Below are 17,634 nucleotides of genomic sequence, written 5' to 3' on the forward strand. Positions count from 1 at the left end.
GGGCGGTTCTCCTTTGCGTCAGGATACGGCGTATTGCTTGACGGGACGGCCGTGCAGCATCGCATGCACGGCAGCGACGACGAGTACGTTGACGGCAAGGCACACGAGGCCGAGATTGATGCCGCCGAAATCGATGTGGAACACGTAGAAGATCATCGCGAGCACCTGGCCGCAGATCATCCCGGCGCCCACCGCGACGGGCCGCACCTGGCGCCGCGCGAGCAGGATCAGCACGCCCGGCAGGAATTGCGTGACGCCGTAGTAGGTGGTGTTGATCAGCGTGAGCATCAGGTTCGGCGTGAGCAGCGTGGTCGCGATCGACAACAGCAGGTAGCCGACGATCACGTATTTCGCCGCACGCTTCTGGCGCGACTCCGGCAGGTTCGGCATCAGGTTGCGCGTGACGATCGGCCCGATCGCGAGGCAGATGCCGGCCAGCACGAGCAGCCCCGACAGCGCGGCGCCGGCCGCAACGAGCCCGATCAGCCAGTCGGGCAGCAGGTGCGTGACCGCGGCGAAGAACGCGTCGTTCGGCGACGCGAGCTTCAGGTTCGCGGTGATCGCGTAGTACGACGCGATCACGAGGAACGGATACATCAGCATGTACAGCGGCATCACGACCTGCGTGCGCCGGATCGCGTTCGGTCCGCGCGCGGTGAAGAAATTCTGCGCGGCGAACGGCATCAGGTAGAAGCCGAGCGACTGGAACAGCATCGTGCTCATCGAGAAGCGCAATTGCGATCCGCTCATCGTGTTGCTGACCTGCCGGCTCGCGGCGTCGAACACCGGATGCACGCCGCCGACCTGCCAGGCGACGGCGATGCCCGTCACGACGATCGCGAGCAGCATCAGGATGTCCTTCAGGATCGCGATGTACGCCGACGCACGCACGCCGGAGATCGCGATGTAGGTGAACGCGAGCGCCGCACACACGAGGATCAGGTACAGCGGCTCGACATGCCAGCCGAGCCCCTTGAGCGCCGCGACGAGCCCCGTGAACTGCAGCTGCCCCCACGGGATCAGGAACAGGATCGATGCGCACGCAACGACGAGTTCGAGCCCGCGGCTGCGGTAGTGGCCCTTGAACAGGTCGGGCAGCGTGATCGCGTTGTGGCGCTTGCCGGCCTCCCAGATCTTCGGGCCGACGAAATAGCCGATCGGGTAAGCCAGCAGGATATAGCCGAGGAACCACACGCCGTAGGTCGGCCCTTTCGCGTAGATGCCGCCGGGGAAGCCGACCATCGTGCCGATGCTGTAGATCTCGCCGGCGGTCAGGAAGAACACGAGCGCCGTGCCGAACTGGCGCGACGCGACGAAGAAGTCATGCACGCTCTGTTTGCCGCGGCCGCGGCCGGATCGAACGGCGAGATAGAGCGACAGCGCGATCAGCGCGGCGAAGACGACCGTTGACATGCGCACCTCTGCGAAGGGACGGAAAGCGTGGGATTCGCCGGAAAGCGCTTGCGGCCGGCGCGCCGCAACGAAGCGACGGCGCGCTACGCGGTGCCGCCCGCGCGGCGATCGAACAGCATCCAGCACGCGAACAGGCAGCCGGACGTCAGCACGAACCACGCGAAGATCCACATGAAGACGAACGGCACGCCCAGCACGTAGCGGTCCTGCGCGGCCACCCAGGGCAGCACGCCCAGCACGCCGAGATACGGAATACCGATGCCGATCAGGTACCTGAGCATGCGTGTCTCCTCGAAAGCGGGTTCGTACGGAATGAGCGTGCACGGATGCGGCAGGCGGCGCCTGCGCGACATCCGGCAGCGAATCCAGTATTCGAAGACAAAAAGGCTCGGGATAGTGCCAGACGCAGGCAATCGCTTGGGCCAGTGACGGGCAGCACATGCCCGTGATCGCGCGAACGGATATCAGCCGTCGAACGGCGCCAGCTCGTAACTCGTGCTCCGGCCGCCGGACGACGAACGGCGCAGCACGCCGTGTTCGACAAGCTCCGTGATGTCGCGCAGCGCGGTGTCCGGCGAACACTTCGCGAGGGCCGCCCACTTGGTCGTCGTCAGCTTCCCTTCGAAGCCGTCGAGCAGCCGGTTCATCACCTTCACCTGGCGCGCGTTCATTGCGAAGCCGGCACATCGCTGCCAGAAGCGCGCCTTGATCAACACCGCGTCGAGCGTCGTGTGCGCGTGATCGATGGCCCTGCCCAGCGTATCCAGAAACCACGCGAGCCATTCCGTGACGTCGAGCGAACCGCGCTGCGTGCGCTCCAGCACGTCGTAGTACGCGTTGCGCTCGCGCTGGATCTGCGCCGACAGGCTGTAGAAGCGTTGCGGACTCCGGTCGGCGCGCGCCAGCACCAGATCGCCGAGCGCACGCGCGATACGGCCGTTGCCGTCGTCGAACGGGTGGAGCGTGACGAACCACAGATGGGCCAGGCCGGCCCGGATCAGCAACGGCTCGGTTGGCTCGGCATTGAGCCACACGAGAAAGCGCGCGATCTCGCGCGCCAGGCGTGCGGCCGGCGGCGCCTCGAAGTGCACGCGCTGCCGGCCGATCGGCCCGGATACCACCTGCATCGGCCCGCTCGCATCCGTACGCCATCCGCCGACCGTGATTCGCGACAATCCCGAATAGCCGGTGGGGAACAGCGCCGCATGCCAACCGAACAGGCGGGCTTCGGTGACCGCCTCCGCCGCATGGGTCGTCGCGTCCAGCACCATGTCGACGACGCCCTCGACGTGGCGGTCGACCGGCGCCAGCGCGCCGATGTCGACCCCGAGCCGGCGCGCGATCGACGAGCGGACCGATGCGACGTTCAGGGTTTCGCCTTCGATGGCGCTGGTCTTGACGACGTCCTCCGTCAACGCGGCCAGGCTGGCCTCGTCGCGCAGCGCCAGGCCGAGATCCGCCAGCCGCCCGGCCAGCATGCCTTGCGCACGGCTGACGTCGGCCAGTGGTGTGGCGAGTGCCGGGAGATCGAAGCGCCACGTCGGCCAGTCGGCCGACTCCCAGATGAAAGTGTAATCTCCGCTCATGATGCGGAGATTATCTCACCGATTCACCGCACGGCTCAATATTCTCCGCATATTCTGCGGAGAATAATCGCCCTATTCGCCGCACGGCGGCCAGCTACCGCGTCCGGCCCGCGCCGCGTTTACCGGATGGCGGCGCGTCGCCGAGCCGCTCGGCAAGAAATCCGATGAACGTGCGCAGCGTGACGAACCCTTCCCGATGCTGCGGAAACACCGCATTGAGCGTGATCGGCGGCGGCACGAACGCGTCGAGCACCGGCACGAGCGCGCCGCTGTCGAGCGCTGCGCCGACGATAAAGTGCGGCAGCAGCGCGATGCCGAGCCCCGCGATCGCCGCGTCGCGCACCACTTCGCCGTTGTTCGCGACGAGCGGCCCCTGCACGTCGAACGTACGCGACGCGCCGTCGACGCGGAATTCCCAGCCGACGCGCCGCTCGCGCCCGTACAGCAAGCACGTGTGGCCGGCGAGGTCAGCCGGCGTCTGCGGCGTGCCCTGCCGCTTCAGGTACGCGGGGCTCGCACACGCGATCATCCGCCACGCGCCGAGCGGGCGCGCGATCAGCGTCGAATCCTCGAGCGAGCCGATCCGCAGCACGAGGTCGAAGCCTTCGCCGATCAGGTCGACGCGCCGGTCGGTCAGATCGAGGTTCAGCCGCACGGCCGGGTGCGCGGACAGAAATTCGGCGATCAGCGGCGACACGTGCGTGATCCCGAACGACAGCGGCGCGCTGATCTTCAGCGAGCCGTGCAGCTCGGTGCTGCGCACCGACATCGCCTGCTCGGCGTCGGCGATCTCCGCGAGGATGCGCTGCGCGCGCGCATAAAACTCCTGCCCCGATTCGGTCACCGCGAGATTGCGCGTATTGCGGTGCAGAAGCCGCACGCCGAGCGAGGCCTCCAGCGCCATCGTGCGCCGGCTGACGAACTGTTTCGACAGCATCAGCTGGTCGGCCGCCGCCGTGAAGCTGCCCGCATCGACGGTCGCGACGAAGATTCTCAGGTCGTTGAGTTCCATATTGTCCACTCCATAGCGACAGTCATTATCTCTACAGCCATTTATTTGTCAAATCGATTGACCTAAGATTCATCTCAACGAACGGCCGGTCCCACTTCCGAGGTCCGGCGACTTCAAGGAAAAAATCATGATCGAAATCCGTGCAGCAAACCAACGTGGCCGTGCGGAGCATGGCTGGCTCAGCTCCCGTCATACGTTTTCGTTCGCGAATTACTACGATCCGAAGCAAGTCGGCTTCTCCGACCTGCTGGTGATCAACGACGACCGCGTCGCCCCGGCCCGCGGCTTCGGTACGCACCCGCACCGCGACATGGAAATCCTGTCGTACGTGCTCGAGGGCGCGCTGGAACACAAGGACTCGATGGGCACCGGTTCGGTGATCGTGCCGGGCGACGTGCAGCTGATGAGCGCGGGCACGGGCGTGCGCCACAGCGAGTTCAACCACTCGCCGGAAACGCCGGTGCATTTCCTGCAGATCTGGGTCGGGCCGGCTGAAAAGGGTGCCGAGCCGCGTTATCAGCAGACGAATGTCGCGGACGGCGACAAGCGCGGCAAGCTCGCACTCATCGTGTCGCCGAACGGCGATGCCGGTTCGCTGAAGATCCGGCAGGACACCCGGATTTACGCGGGCCTGTTCGACGGCGACGAAAGCACTACGCTGGAACTTGACCCGAGCCGCTTCGCTTACGTGCATGTGGCACGCGGCAGCGTGACGGTCAACGGTGTGACGCTCGGCGAAGGTGACGGCGCGCGCATCCGCGGCGAACAGGCGCTGACGATCGCCGACGGCAAAGACGCCGAAATGCTAGTGTTCGACCTGCGTCCGGTCGAAGTAACGGCTGAATGGGCATAACGCCCGTTCGGGAAACCGGGCCCCGCTGAACGCGGGGCTCTTTTAATCGGAGATTCGCAACATGGCCAAGGTACTCGTTCTTTACTACTCGTCCTACGGGCACGTCGAAACGATGGCGCAGCACATCGCGGAAGGCGCGAAATCGGTGCCCGGCGTCGAGGTCGCGCTCAAGCGCGTGCCGGAAACGATTCCCGTCGACCAAGCCCGTGCGATCGGCGTGAAGGTCGACCAGGCAGCGCCGGTCGCCACGGTGGACGAACTCGCCGACTACGATGCGATCATCTTCGGCACGCCGACCCGCTTCGGCAACATGGCCGGCCAGATGCGCACGTTCCTCGACCAGACCGGCGGCCTGTGGATGAAGGGCGCGCTCGTCGGCAAGATCGGCAGCGTGTTCGCGTCGACCGGCACGCAGCACGGCGGCCAGGAAACGACGATCACTTCGTTCCACACGACGCTGCTGCACCACGGGATGGTGATCGTGGGCGTACCGTACGCGTGCAGCGGGCTCGTCAACATGAGCGAAATCACCGGTGGCACGCCGTACGGCGCGACGACGCTCGCGGGCGCGGACGGCAGCCGTCAGCCGAGCGCGAACGAGCTCGACATCGCGCGCTACCAGGGCAAGCACGTCGCGGAAATCGCGAGCAAGCTCGCGTCGTAACGCGGCAGCTTCGCGCTCCCGCAGTCGCGCACACGAACGAACGGCGCCGGTTCAACCGGCGCCGTTCGTCCTGTGCAAGGCTTGCGGGCGTTACTGGCCCGAAGCCGGCGCGGCCGGCGCCGCCTTCGTCGCGGGCGCCTTCTGCGCGGCGTTCTGCGGATAGTTGCTCTGGTCGTTGGTCAACCGGTAGCCGCTGCCGGTGCCGATCGCCTTCAGGTCCGACGCGTGGCGCGCACGGGCCGCCTTGCGCGCCGCCTTCTTCTGCGCCTTGTCGAGCTGCTTCTGTGTCGGCGCGGACGCCTGATCCTGTGCGTATGCCGCCGGCACGGCGGTCAACAACAGACCGAACGACGCCGTTACTGCTACTGCCACCGAAACCACGCGAGACTGCTTCATGGCCGAATCTCCTTGTCGATTGTTGATTGTGGGTCGGACACCTGCGCGCACGCGACGGCTTGCGACAACGGGGCCGATGCAACGTTAGCCGATCACTGCACAAATGTCCGTGTGCGTTCCTGAATTCTCCCGATAACGGCCACGATACATGCGCGCCGTGTGCACCGTCTTTTCGGCAAATCTTCCGCGCCATCAGGGAAACCGATACCCCCGCGCCGGCCGGCGCCCGCTCAGATCCAGCGCGACAGCATCGGCAGCAGGATCGGCACGACGAATGCCGTCAGCACGCCGTTCAGCCCCATCCCGAGCCCCGCGAACGCACCGGCCTCCTCGCTGACCTGGAAGGCGCGCGCGGTGCCGATCCCGTGCGACGCGACGCCGAGCGCGAAACCGCGCACGGCCGGCTCGTCGACCCGCAGCAGATTGAGGATCCCGCGTGCGCACACAGCGCCGAAGATCCCGGTCGAGATCACGAGCACGGCCGTGAGCGACGGAATGCCGCCGATCTCCGCCGCGACGGCCATCGCGATCGGCGTCGTCGCCGATTTCGGTGCGAGCGACGCGATCGTCTGGTGCGACGCACCAAACAGCGCGGCGATGCCGACCGCCGACACGATCGCGGTCAGCGAGCCCGCCAGCAGGCCGACGAGCAGCGGCAGCGCGGTGCGCCGCAGCTTCGACCACTGGCGATACAGCGGCAGCGCGAGCGCGACGGTCGCCGGGCCGAGCAGGAAGTGGACGAACTGCGCGCCTTCGAAATACGTCGGATACGGCGTGTGCGTGATCGTCAACAGCACGACGATCAGCGCGACCGCGATCAGCACCGGATTCGCGAGCGGGTTGAAGCGCGCCCGCGCATAGACGGCCTGCGCGAACAGATATGCGACCAGCGTGATGGTCAGGCCGAGCAACGGGCTCGCGGCGAGATAGACCCAGATCGCGCCGAGTTTCGGGAAGGCCGTCATTGCACGCCCTCCGCGTTGCCGCCCGCGCGGCGCTGGCGCCACAGCAGCGCGCGCGTGACGAGCGCCGTCACCGCGATCGCCAGCGTGGTGCTGACGGCCAGCGCGACGACGACCGCGACCGCATCGCCGCGCACGCGGTCGGCCGACACCATGATGCCGACGCCGGCCGGCACGAACAGCAGCGACAGGTGACGCAGCAGCTCGAGCGCGGTCGGCTCGATCGCATCGGCCACTTGCGGGCGCAGCATCACGAAACCGAACAGCAACAGCATGCCGATCACGGGGCCCGGCACCGGCAGGCCGAACAGATAGGACACGCCTTCCCCGAGACACTGGAAGGTCAGCAAGACCGCGAATGCCTGCAACATGAACCGCCTCTCCCGAACGTGGCCGAGCTTGCGTGCAGCCGCGCGGCCGATGAGCCGGCGGCTTGCGGCGCCGGCGTGGACATACGCGCGATCGTACCAACAATGTCCGTGGCCGGTCGCGACGGTGCAATCGCACGACCGCGGCTCGACCGTTTCAATCCGGCGGGCAGCGTCGTGCTTCACCGCGCCGGCCGCGCGCCGGTTGCATGCGAAAAAGGCGGGCATACGCCCGCCTCTGCATCGTTCGCACGCGCACCGCGACGCTTGCGGCACGCGTGCGAGCCCGCCGCGTTACTTCAACCGCGTCGCGATTTCATTCGCCATCGCCTTCGTCGCGGCCTTCGTCGGCGCATCGTCGGCCAGCACGTTCAGCAGGCCGAAATCGTGAATCGTGCCGTCGTAGCGCGTGGTCGTCGCGTCGACACCGGCCGCGTCGAGCTTGCGGCCGTACGCTTCGCCCTCGTCACGCAGCACGTCGAACTGCGCGACCTGGATCAGCGCGGGTGGCAGGCCCTTCAACTGCGCGATGCTCGCGCGCAGCGGCGACGCGTAGATCTCGTTGCGTTGCGCTTCGTCCTTCGTATAGGCGTCCCAGAACCACTTCATCATCGGCCGCGTCAGGAAGTGGCCCTGTTGGTACGCGTTGTACGAACCCGTGTTGAAGTTGTGGTCCGTGACCGGCCACATCAGGCCCTGGAAGCGAATCGCGGGGCCGCCCTTGTCCTTCGCCATCAGCGCCACGACGGCCGTCATGTTCCCGCCGACGCTGTTGCCGACCACCGCGAGGCGGCTGCCGTCGACACCGATCTCGGCGCCATGCGCGGCCACCCACTTCGTCGCCGCATAGGCCTGGTTGATTGCGACCGGGTAATGCGCTTCCGGCGACGGCGTGTAGTTCACGAACACCGCGACGGCGCCCGACTGCACGACGAGATCGCGCACGAGGCGTTCGTGCGTCGGGAAGTCGCCGAGCACCCAGCCGCCACCGTGGATGAACACGAAGACCGGCAGCGTGCCCGTCGCGCCTTGCGGGCGCACGATCGTGACCGGCACGGACAGGCCGTCCTGCTCGATCGTGCGGTTCGACACGTCGATGCCGGACAGATCGACCTTCGCGCCGTTCTGCGCGTCGACCAGCACCTGACGCGCCTTCGCGGGGCTCAGCGTTTCGAGGCCCGGACCCTTCTGGCCGTTCAGCGCGGCAAGAAACGCGCTCGTCTTCGCATCGGGACGGGCAGCGTCAGCGCCGGCGGCGAGTGCGGCAGGTGCGGTGGACAGCGCGGCTGCAACGGCGGCGGCGATCAGCAGCGGCTTGACGATCTTCATGATGGTGTTCCTTGGTGTGCGCAAGTGAATGACGATTGATGATTCGCAGTGCGATGAATCAGGCAAGCGTGAGCGTGACGTCGATGTTGCCGCGCGTCGCATTCGAGTACGGGCACACGAGGTGCGCGCGGTCGATCAGCGTTTGCGCGACGTCGCGATCGAGGCCCGGCAGCGAGATCCTCAGCTCGACTTCGATGCCGAAGCCGTTCGGGATCGCACCGATGCCGACGCTGCCTTCGATGGAAGCGTCCGCGGGCATCGCGATCTTGTCGCGGGCCGCGACGAACTTCATCGCGCCGATGAAGCACGCGCTGTAGCCGGCGGCGAACAGTTGCTCGGGGTTCGCGCCTGCACCGCCTGCGCCGCCGAGTTCGCGCGGCGTGGTCAGCTTCAGGTCGAGACCGCTTTCGGGCACCGTCGCACGGCCGTCACGGCCGCCGGTGGCTTTTGCATGGGCGCGGTACAGCACTTTTTCGATCGACATGACAGACTCCTTTTCAGCAAATGAAAGAAACAACCTTCGAACCGGGGACCGCGTGCCGACAGCCTTGCTGACTGCATCGCGCTTGTTTATCTACTCATAGATAGATACACATTCCCAAAAAATGCAGAGGGTTACCCCATCTGCGCCAATCATCTATCTATCAAAAGATAGACAACAAACTTTAATAAAAAGGCGGCGAACCGCCTTGCTGCTTGCGCCGTCCGTCAGGACCGCGCTTTCCAGACGGCCTCGACATCCTCGAGACGCGCCCGCGTATGAAACAGCCGGCTGGCCAGCACACTGCCCTGGAACGCCGCGTACAGCGTACGCGCGGCCGTGTCGGGCTCGCCGCTGAACTGCAGTGTGCCTTCCTGCGCGCCCTGCGTCAGCAATTCCGCCAGCCAGCTCTCGTTGGCCTTGAAGAACGCCTGCACGGCCTGCCGCACGGTCTCCGGCAGCGTTTCGATATCGGACGCCAGCATCCCGCACAGGCAGATCAGGTTGCCGTCGCCCAACGTGCGACCGAACATCTTCGTGTACAGGCTCAGTTTCACGTCGGCCGGCAACGCCCGATCGATCGCCCGCATGGCCGAGAGGACCTCGTCGCTATAAACCGCCACCGCTTCCAGCACGAGATCGTCCTTCGACGGGAAGTAGTAGTGGATGCTCGACGTCTTCACGCCCACCAGGTCGGACAGGTCTCGATAGCTGAAGCCGTTGTAACCGCGCAGCATCATCAGCGTGATCGCGTGGTCGAGAATCTGTTCGCGGACGGTCGGTTTCGTTTCCATGGATCGAACTTTATCTACTCATAGATAGACAGTCAAGGGGTTTTTTTAGGGGCGTGATGAGGTAGTGCGCGAGCCGTCGCTCGACTGCTCAGCAGACGCCAGGCGTTTCGCTTGACACGTCTGCAGACATCGCGACCCGGCCACTGCCGGACGTCGCACTCGAATCCGCGCCCAAGTGAACGGGACGCGGATGCCCGGCGCTTGTGTCGCGTCCGATCAGAAGCGATAGCCCAGCGACACAAAGGTCATGATCGGATTGATCTTCAGCCGTGTCGTGCTCGTGACGGTCCCGACCGGCGCGCGCGTCGTGAGGGTCGCCTTCGTGGACAACCACGCGTACGCAAACGAAGCGCCGATGGACCAGTGAGTGTCCATATTGTAGGTGAGGCCTGCGTTGAGAATCGGGGCAAAGGACTTGCTCAGCGAGACCGATGTAGGCCCTTCGAGACGCGCGCCAACGGAAGGCGAGTAGAGGAACTTGCCGGACGCAACCGGATTGCTCAGGTCAATGCTGTTGAACCAGACATACGAGATCCCCGCGCCGACATACGGCCGCAAACGTGCCGACGGCGCGCCGAAATGGTACTGCGCGATGATCGCGGGGCTCCAGGCTCGCGCCGTTCCCAACTCCCCGAGTCCCGCAAGCGTCCCCGTGCCGGTGAGATGGAGTTTCGGTGGAACGCCCGCGATCGTCTCCACGGCGATATGGTCGGTCACGAAGTAGGTCGCCGTGAGCGCAACCGTATCGGCATCCGAGATGGTCGCTCCGCTTCCGGCCATCGTGTTCGACCGGCCGAGGGCATTGACCGTCAGCGGCTCGCTGGAGTCCTGAGGCGCCATGTGCAACCAACCTGCATTGATAATTAGTTGTCCTGCAGATTGCGCGTGTACGGAAGAAATGACGGATATCGACAACAGAATTGCCGCGCTCGTATGCTTCATATGGCCTCCAGAGGTTGTTATAAAGGTATTTCCAGTGGTGCAGGATTCGTCATTCGGGAACCGGCGGGGAGCCCGCCAGTTCACGAATATTCCGCCGCGAAACAAATCGGAATATCGGTCAACGATTTCTGAGTTTGTTGATCACGCGCACACTCGTGACAGCGGCAGCCCGCTTCAGGGACGTCAGCGGATCGATACGCTTCAAGGGCGCGCCCATGGGTAAGCCCCCCAGGCGGGGAAACAGCCGCTGAGCATTACCGGATTCGATCGCCGCGCGCGCGTTGGCATCCCAAACATTCGAATGCTCCAGCGTGTTGCATTGCATCGCTGTCACCGGTGCAGGCGCGAACGGGAAATCGCTGCCGAACAGCACCTGGGACGGATCGACCAATTCGCGCAGCGCCGCTTGTGGAAAGTCGGCCGGAGAGAGCGCAGTGTCAAAGTGAAATCTACGGATATAGGTCAGCATGCCTGCCGGCATGCTGGATACGAACTCAGGAAGAAGATTGGCGAGCGACAGGCGCCACGCGACATACGGAACGAAGCCGCCCGCATGCGCCAGAATCCAGCGGATATTGGGGTAGCGCTCCATCGTGCCGGTCAGGACGAGGTTCAGCGCGGCACGCGTCGTGTCGCACAGGAACTCGATCAGAAAGCCCGGTGCGATCAACCCGAGCTCTTCGCTTGACCGATGCAGGTTCGGATGCACGAATACAACCGCCTGGCGCCTGTCCAGCTCGGCCATCAGTTCGTCGAATTCCGGCGAGCCCAGAAAGCGCCCCTCGGTACTTCCTAACAGGACGATACCGTCTGCCCCAAGCACATCCAGTGCATGAATCGCCTCCTTGCACGCATGATCGGTAAACGGCATGGGCAATACCGCAAACGATCCGAAACGATCGGGGTATCGCTGACGCAGTTCAGCGGCGTACTCGTTGCATCCTCGTGCCAGCGCACACGCTTCATCGAGATTGCCGAAATACACGCCTGGCGCCGAGATTGACAGCAACGCGACTCGAATGGCATGAGCATCCATCACCGCGAGCGATTCATTTTCGGTCCAGGCGGGAAGATCGGCACCCGCAACCTTGGTCAGGCCTTGCCGGGACATGGCGGCGCGATATACGGGTGGCACAAAGTGATGATGAACGTCGATACGGCTCACCCTATTCTCCAGTTTGAATTTAAATAATATATAGTCCGAATCAAATTCGAGCATCCAGCTCGCTTCGTCAAGCCGAATGAACACCGGGTCCCTAGATCGAGGCCGCTGACGTGCCGTGTACCGTTCCAGGTGCGCTCAGGAGGTCCAGGGCGACGTCGACGATCATGTCCTCCTGTCCGCCAACCATGCCGCGCCGGCCCAGCTCCACGAGAATGTCCATGGTCTTGAGCCCGTACTTCGCTGCGGCCTGTTCCGCGTGACGCAGGAAGCTCGAATACACGCCGGCGTAACCCAACGCGAGTGTCTCGCGGTCGACCCGCACCGGGCGATCCTGGAGCGGACGCACGATGTCGTCGGCGGCGTCCATCAGGCGGTAGAGATCGGTACCATGCCGCCAGCCGAGGCGATCGGCCGCCGCGACGAACACCTCGAGCGGCGCGTTGCCGGCGCCTGCTCCCATGCCGGCAAGACTGGCGTCGATCCGGTCGCAGCCCTCTTCAACCGCAACGATCGAATTCGCAACACCCAGGCTCAGGTTGTGATGCGCATGGATCCCCGTCTGTGTTTCGGGCTTCAGCGTGTCCTTGAATGCCCGCATCCGGTCGCGGACGTCGTTCATGTTCATCGCGCCGCCCGAATCCACGACGTAGCAGCAGGTGGCGCCGTAACGCTCCATCAACCTTGCCTGCTCCGCCAATCCTCGAGGCGTCTGCATGTGGCTCATCATCAGGAAGCCCACTGCGTCCATCCCGAGTTCCCGTGCGTACTCGATGTGCTGGCGAGCAATATCGGCTTCGCTACAGTGGGTCGCGACGCGTACGATCCGCGCACCCGCGTCGTATGCGGCCCTCAGATCATGGAGGGTGCCGATCCCGGGCAGCAGCAGCGTCGCGACCTTCGCGTGCGTGACGACACTCGCCACGGCCTCGATCCACTCGACGTCCGTATGCGCGCCGAATCCGTAGTTGAAGCTGCTGCCTTGCAGTCCGTCGCCATGCGCGACCTCGATCGAATCGACCCCGGCTGCGTCGAGTGCGGCGGCGATCTCTGTCACTTGCGCGAGGCTGTACTGATGACGGATGGCATGACTGCCGTCGCGCAACGTCACGTCGGAGATATAGAGTTTCTTGTCCATCGGGCAGGCACTCATTGTTGATTGGCCCCGCGACGGGCCGCGACCCGTTCTGCCACGGCCTTGGCTGCACTCGTCATGATGTCGAGGTTGCCCGCATAAGACGGCAGGTAGTGCGCGGCGCCTTCGACTACGAGCAGGATCGAGGTCTTGAGGCCGGCCATCCGCTCGCCGACGCCAGGGATCCGGATCGGCCGCTCGGCCTCGATACGATCGAACTGGACACGTTGTTTCAGTCGATACCCGGGCACATACGACTGGACGGCTTCGACCATCCCGGCGACCGATGCCTCGATCTCGCGTTCATCGGCGAAGTCGCTCAGCGTGTACACCGTATCGCGCATCATCAGCGGCGGCTCGGCGGGATTGAGCACAATGATCGCCTTCCCCTTCGCTGCACCGCCGACCGCTTCAATCGCCCGTGACGTCGTCTCGGTGAATTCGTCGATGCTGGCGCGAGTGCCGGGTCCGGCACTCCTGCTCGCGATGGACGCGACGATCTCGCCGTAGTGCACTTTCGCGACCCGCGATACCGCCGCGATCATCGGAATCGTGGCCTGGCCGCCGCACGTCACCATGTTGACATTCAACGCGTCGAGATGACGCTCCCCGTTCACCACCGGAATGCAATACGGTCCGATCGCGGCCGGCGTCAGGTCCACGACGCGAATGCCGGGCTTGACGGTGCGCAGGAACGCATCGTTCTGCGCATGCGCCGCCGCAGACGTCGCATCGAACACGATGTCGATCTCGTCGAACACGGGCATGCGGGCCAGCCCCTCGACACCTTCATGCGTCGTCGCGACGCCCAGGCGCGCCGCGCGCTGCAACCCGTCCGACGCCGCATCGATTCCCACCATGGCGCCCATCTCGAGATGTTCGCCCTGGCGCAGGATCTTGATCATCAGGTCGGTACCGATATTCCCGCTGCCGATGATGGCGACTTTCCGTTTTGTACTCATCGAGCTCGCCCTCATCCGATACGGCAACTGACGCTGCCGAGCGCACCGATTTGCGCGTGAATCGTGTCTCCGGCACCGACCGGCACCATCGGACCCAGCGCCCCCGACAGGATCACGTCGCCCTCACGCAACCTCTGTCCGCGCCGCGCCATCATGCGGGCCAGCCAGTACACGGCCCGCAACGGATGGCCGAGGCACGCGGCACCCGTTCCGGTCGATACGGTCTTGCCGTCGCGCGTCATCGACATGCCCAGTTCCCCGATGGAAATTCCACCGAGCGACACCGGTTGATTGCCGAGAACGTAGAGGCCGCAGGATGCGTTGTCGGCAACCGTATCCTCAAGCGCGATGCGCCAGTCCGAGATCGCGCTGTCGACGATCTCGAGCGCCGGCAGCGCATACGCCAGCGCCGACAGGACCTGTCCATAGCTCGGCGCTTCATCGGCCATGTCGCGTCCGACGACGAACGCCACTTCCGCCTCGATCTTCGGCTGCATCAGGCGGCTCAGGGGCATCTCGTCGCCATCGAGATATTCCATGTCGTCGAACAGCACGCCGAAATCGGGCTGGTCGACGCGCAACTGCTGCTGGACGGCAACCGACGTCAGGCCGATCTTCTTGCCAACGATGCGTCGGCCGTCCGCGATCCAGGCCGCGGTGTTGAGTTCCGAGACGGCATACGCCGCGTCGAGACCTGCAATGCCGAACCGCGTGGCAATCGGCTCGATCGGCGTGCGTGATGCACGTGCATCGCGTAATGCTTTCGCAGCCGCCTGCACGGCTGCCGGGTCGAATGAATGAGACATGGCGGAAGAATGTGAAATCGTGGGTCAGGCCGCTTGCGCGACGGCCGGTGCGGTCTTTGACATGCGGGCAGATCCATCGCCGGCCCCGAATCCGAGCCGCTCCCGCAGTTGGCGAATGGTCCTGTCGAGCTCGCCGACGGAAACGACGGCGAAGGCGAAGCGGTCGGGTCTCAGTACCGCAACGGCCTGCGTCTTGAACCCCGCCTTGTTGAACCACGCGATCATCTCGCCACCGATATCCTCGACTTCGGCGACCTCGATCACGTTGTCCCGATTGACACCTTCGAGCCCTTGCGGGCGGCCGCCATACGCGTACATCGTCACGCTGCGTACCGACAGTGCGCCGAGCGTTGCCCGCGACACATCGTCCATGCAGCGGGAGGGATCGACGTTCAATCCGATCAGCGAAAAGCCGTGTCCGAGCAGGTCGTCCAGTTTCTTCCGGTCACCGTTGAAAAGACGCACCTCGGGTTGCGGAATCAACGCGCCCTCCGGGCCACGTCGGCGACGGCGCGGCAAACCCAGGTATGCGTTCTTGCGATAGACGGGCATCGGCTTGAAGCCGCCCCCCTCGAGCCAGCGCCTGAGCGGCGGTATGGCCCGGATGATGCCGAGGGACGTGTCCCGCACCAGCGTGGCGGACAGGCTGCGTGCCGATACGACGTTCTTGAGCAGGACGGACGTGTCGATCATCGCCTTCGCGTGCGCATGCCGTTCCGACTGGTAAGTGTCCAGCAGCGTCTCGGCCGCGAGGCCGCGCAAGACGAGATCGAGCTTCCAGCCAAGGTTGTACGCGTCGCGTACACCGGAACTCGCACCCTGCCCCATGAACTGCGGCGTCATGTGAGCGGCATCGCCGCCGAGCAGCACGCGTCCGACCCGCCACTTCGACGCAATCAGCGCGTTGAACGTATAGACGAGCTTGCGCTTGATCGCGAACTGATCGGGGTCGACGAACAGCGACAGATACTTCCGGACCGTCTCCGGCCGCTCCATGTTTTCCTTCGTTTCGCCAGGCATCAACATGAATTCGAACCGGTGGAATTTTCCGGGTTGAACGCAGCTCACGACCGGCAGCTTCGGGTCGACGACGAAGTTGAAGTACGGCAGATGACGCAACGCGTCCGTTCCGGGCTTGCGTTCGAGGTCCACGACGAGCCACGGCTCGGGGAAGCTCTTGCCCGACATCTCGATCCCGAGCTTCGTGCGAACGACGCTCCGGCCGCCGTCGGCGCCGACCAGATAGCGCGCCCGCAGGGTTCTGATATCGGGATCGCCTTGCACGCACGCGCGCGCATCGTGACTGTCGCTGAACCGCGCTTCGCGCGTCGCCTGATGCATGACGCTCACGCCGTCGGCGTCCTGAGCGAAGTCAACGACTTCGCGGCCCCGTCGCACGTCGACGTTCGGATAACGTGCGAGCGTCTCGGCCAGCGTCGTTTCCAGGTACGGCTGGTAAAAGAAGTTGATCACGGGCCAGCCGAACGGACGCTTGCGCGGCATGTATTGTGTGATCGGCGTACCGTCGCGCCGCACGAGCTGGACGGGCGTCTCCATCATCATCCGCGACTGGATCTCGTCGGCCACGTCGAGATGCTGGAAAATCCGCATGCATTCGTCGTCGGTGTATACCGCTCGCGCGTTACCGTAGAACACGGGTTCGCGCTCGAGCACGACAACGTGGTGGCCGGCCTGGCCGAGCATGTGCGCGAGAACGAGGCCGGTCGGCCCCAATCCGACGATCGCGACATCGCACGCATCATTCGGATGCGCTCCGTTCATGAACGTTCTCCTTGTACAGAAAATTCCGGACGCGTCAGCGATGCAAGCGCGCGACGCACGCGCCCCAACCGCACGCCAAAGCTCAGGTTTTCCGGACGATGGCCCCATAGACTGATGCCTTGATAAATCGCCGGACGCCACGTTTGCTCATCGACCACGATCGGGTTCCAGCCGAGCTCGATCTCGAAGCCCGATGGCGTCTGAACGTAGAACGAGAGTTCACGGTCATTGGGATGCTGGCCAATTGCATTCGCGATCGGATAGCCCATCGCACGACACCGGAGGTAGGCTTGCGTCACATCGTCGATGGATGCGCATTGGAGATTCATGTGGTGAATCTGCGTGCGCAGCGGATTCAGGCGGATCCCACGTGTCGACGCAGTCGCGAACGAATGATGTCGTTCGTTGAATCGGAGGAACGCGAAGTCAAGATTCAGACCTTGCATCCTGTCTTCGATTTCGTCGGAAAGGCGCGCATCGAACACGTCTTTCCAGAACTGCTGCATCACCTCCGGTTGTCGGGTCGTGACGGCGACATGCCCCATCCCCGACGCGCCCGTCACAAAGCCCGTCGCACTCATGCGCAGCGGCAGATCGCTGATGACCGGTTCCGTGAACAATTCCGTGCGCAGTTTCTTCGGCCCGGCGAAGAACCAGAATCGCTTCACGCCGCGCAAGGCCGCTTCTTCCTTGCTCCCTTCCTCTACACGCACCCCGCGAGCGGAGATTCGGGCGACGGCAAGCTCAAGCGCCTCGCGGTCGTCGAGCTGCCATCCGATGGCAATGACATCTTCGGCCGTGCCGGCACGGATGATCAAACGCCGGTCGTGCGAGTCGATGCGGCATGCGACCACGCGTGGATCGGGGGTATCGACGTGCAGCCCCAGGCCTTCCGACGCGAATTTCGTCCATTCGCGAAGCCGGGCCGATTCGGCCAGCAGATAGCCCATCCGAACACGACCGAACAAGCTGCGTGTAGGTGACCGC

General features: G+C 64.6%; 19 protein-coding genes. 2 read left to right on the top strand and 17 right to left on the bottom strand.

Annotated elements, in window-relative coordinates; genetic code table 11:
- Positions 1 to 18: 18 nt before the first annotated feature.
- From KEC55_RS34725 to KEC55_RS34740, 4 genes are all read right to left on the bottom strand, one after another.
- On the bottom strand, positions 19 to 1,413 hold the full coding sequence (locus tag KEC55_RS34725; RefSeq protein ID WP_282512268.1) for a sodium:solute symporter family protein: 1,395 nt from the start codon (positions 1,411 to 1,413) through the stop codon (positions 19 to 21).
- 83 nt (positions 1,414 to 1,496) lie between these two features.
- On the bottom strand, positions 1,497 to 1,694 hold the full coding sequence (locus KEC55_RS34730) for a DUF3311 domain-containing protein (protein ID WP_176046657.1): 198 nt from the start codon (positions 1,692 to 1,694) through the stop codon (positions 1,497 to 1,499).
- Positions 1,695 to 1,877: 183 nt separating this feature from the next.
- Complete coding sequence (locus tag KEC55_RS34735; protein ID WP_282512270.1) at positions 1,878 to 2,999, bottom strand: Fic family protein; 1,122 nt, start codon at positions 2,997 to 2,999, stop codon at positions 1,878 to 1,880.
- A 94-nt stretch (positions 3,000 to 3,093) separates the two neighbouring features.
- Positions 3,094 to 4,011, bottom strand: coding sequence for a LysR family transcriptional regulator (locus tag KEC55_RS34740; RefSeq protein WP_282512272.1), 918 nt, complete (start codon positions 4,009 to 4,011; stop codon positions 3,094 to 3,096).
- Between the two features lie 127 nt (positions 4,012 to 4,138).
- Between KEC55_RS34740 and KEC55_RS34745 the strand changes: the two genes are divergently transcribed.
- Together KEC55_RS34745 and wrbA are read left to right on the top strand one after the other, a co-directional pair.
- Positions 4,139 to 4,864, top strand: a complete 726-nt coding sequence (locus tag KEC55_RS34745; protein WP_282512274.1) for a pirin family protein — start codon at positions 4,139 to 4,141, stop codon at positions 4,862 to 4,864.
- A gap of 61 nt (positions 4,865 to 4,925) precedes the next feature.
- Positions 4,926 to 5,528 (top strand): NAD(P)H:quinone oxidoreductase, encoded by a 603-nt coding sequence (gene wrbA, locus KEC55_RS34750; RefSeq protein WP_176046660.1) that lies wholly within the window; start codon positions 4,926 to 4,928, stop codon positions 5,526 to 5,528.
- 90 nt (positions 5,529 to 5,618) lie between these two features.
- Here wrbA and KEC55_RS34755 read toward each other — a convergent pair whose 3' ends face one another.
- The 13 genes from KEC55_RS34755 to KEC55_RS34815 all read right to left on the bottom strand — a co-directional run bounded on the left by KEC55_RS34755 (position 5,619) and on the right by KEC55_RS34815 (position 17,597).
- The gene (locus tag KEC55_RS34755) at positions 5,619 to 5,924 is read right to left on the bottom strand and encodes a hypothetical protein (protein ID WP_282512277.1); all 306 of its coding nucleotides are present in this window, start codon (positions 5,922 to 5,924) and stop codon (positions 5,619 to 5,621) included.
- A gap of 230 nt (positions 5,925 to 6,154) precedes the next feature.
- Positions 6,155 to 6,889: an LrgB family protein gene (locus KEC55_RS34760; protein WP_176046661.1), complete on the bottom strand. Its 735-nt coding sequence runs from the start codon at positions 6,887 to 6,889 to the stop codon at positions 6,155 to 6,157.
- Entirely contained in the window at positions 6,886 to 7,257 is a 372-nt protein-coding gene (locus KEC55_RS34765) for a CidA/LrgA family protein (RefSeq protein WP_282512279.1), read from the bottom strand. The genes KEC55_RS34760 and KEC55_RS34765 overlap by 4 nt, the downstream gene beginning before the upstream one ends.
- A gap of 291 nt (positions 7,258 to 7,548) precedes the next feature.
- Positions 7,549 to 8,583 carry an alpha/beta hydrolase gene (locus KEC55_RS34770; RefSeq protein ID WP_282512281.1) on the bottom strand — a complete coding sequence of 345 codons (1,035 nt, stop codon included), beginning with the start codon at positions 8,581 to 8,583 and terminating at the stop codon, positions 7,549 to 7,551.
- A gap of 58 nt (positions 8,584 to 8,641) precedes the next feature.
- Complete coding sequence (locus KEC55_RS34775; protein WP_282512283.1) at positions 8,642 to 9,067, bottom strand: organic hydroperoxide resistance protein; 426 nt, start codon at positions 9,065 to 9,067, stop codon at positions 8,642 to 8,644.
- A 224-nt stretch (positions 9,068 to 9,291) separates the two neighbouring features.
- Positions 9,292 to 9,858, bottom strand: a complete 567-nt coding sequence (locus tag KEC55_RS34780; protein WP_282512284.1) for a TetR/AcrR family transcriptional regulator — start codon at positions 9,856 to 9,858, stop codon at positions 9,292 to 9,294.
- 216 nt (positions 9,859 to 10,074) lie between these two features.
- Positions 10,075 to 10,800, bottom strand: a complete 726-nt coding sequence (locus tag KEC55_RS34785; RefSeq protein ID WP_282512285.1) for an OmpW/AlkL family protein — start codon at positions 10,798 to 10,800, stop codon at positions 10,075 to 10,077.
- Positions 10,801 to 10,918: 118 nt separating this feature from the next.
- On the bottom strand, positions 10,919 to 12,019 hold the full coding sequence (locus KEC55_RS34790; protein ID WP_282512287.1) for an amidohydrolase family protein: 1,101 nt from the start codon (positions 12,017 to 12,019) through the stop codon (positions 10,919 to 10,921).
- 37 nt (positions 12,020 to 12,056) lie between these two features.
- Positions 12,057 to 13,100 (bottom strand): 4-hydroxy-2-oxovalerate aldolase, encoded by a 1,044-nt coding sequence (gene dmpG / locus KEC55_RS34795; protein WP_282512289.1) that lies wholly within the window; start codon positions 13,098 to 13,100, stop codon positions 12,057 to 12,059.
- 11 nt (positions 13,101 to 13,111) lie between these two features.
- Positions 13,112 to 14,059, bottom strand: coding sequence for an acetaldehyde dehydrogenase (acetylating) (locus tag KEC55_RS34800; RefSeq protein ID WP_282513123.1), 948 nt, complete (start codon positions 14,057 to 14,059; stop codon positions 13,112 to 13,114).
- Between the two features lie 11 nt (positions 14,060 to 14,070).
- Positions 14,071 to 14,865 carry a 2-keto-4-pentenoate hydratase gene (locus KEC55_RS34805; RefSeq protein WP_282512291.1) on the bottom strand — a complete coding sequence of 265 codons (795 nt, stop codon included), beginning with the start codon at positions 14,863 to 14,865 and terminating at the stop codon, positions 14,071 to 14,073.
- A 24-nt stretch (positions 14,866 to 14,889) separates the two neighbouring features.
- Positions 14,890 to 16,755 (bottom strand): bifunctional 3-(3-hydroxy-phenyl)propionate/3-hydroxycinnamic acid hydroxylase, encoded by a 1,866-nt coding sequence (locus tag KEC55_RS34810; protein ID WP_282513125.1) that lies wholly within the window; start codon positions 16,753 to 16,755, stop codon positions 14,890 to 14,892.
- Positions 16,644 to 17,597, bottom strand: a complete 954-nt coding sequence (locus KEC55_RS34815; protein WP_282512293.1) for a VOC family protein — start codon at positions 17,595 to 17,597, stop codon at positions 16,644 to 16,646. Before KEC55_RS34815 ends, KEC55_RS34810 begins: the two co-directional genes overlap by 112 nt.
- Between the last annotated feature and the right edge of the window lie 37 nt (positions 17,598 to 17,634).

The organism is Burkholderia cepacia, from assembly GCF_029962485.1.
Classification (GTDB): Bacteria; Pseudomonadota; Gammaproteobacteria; order Burkholderiales; family Burkholderiaceae; genus Burkholderia.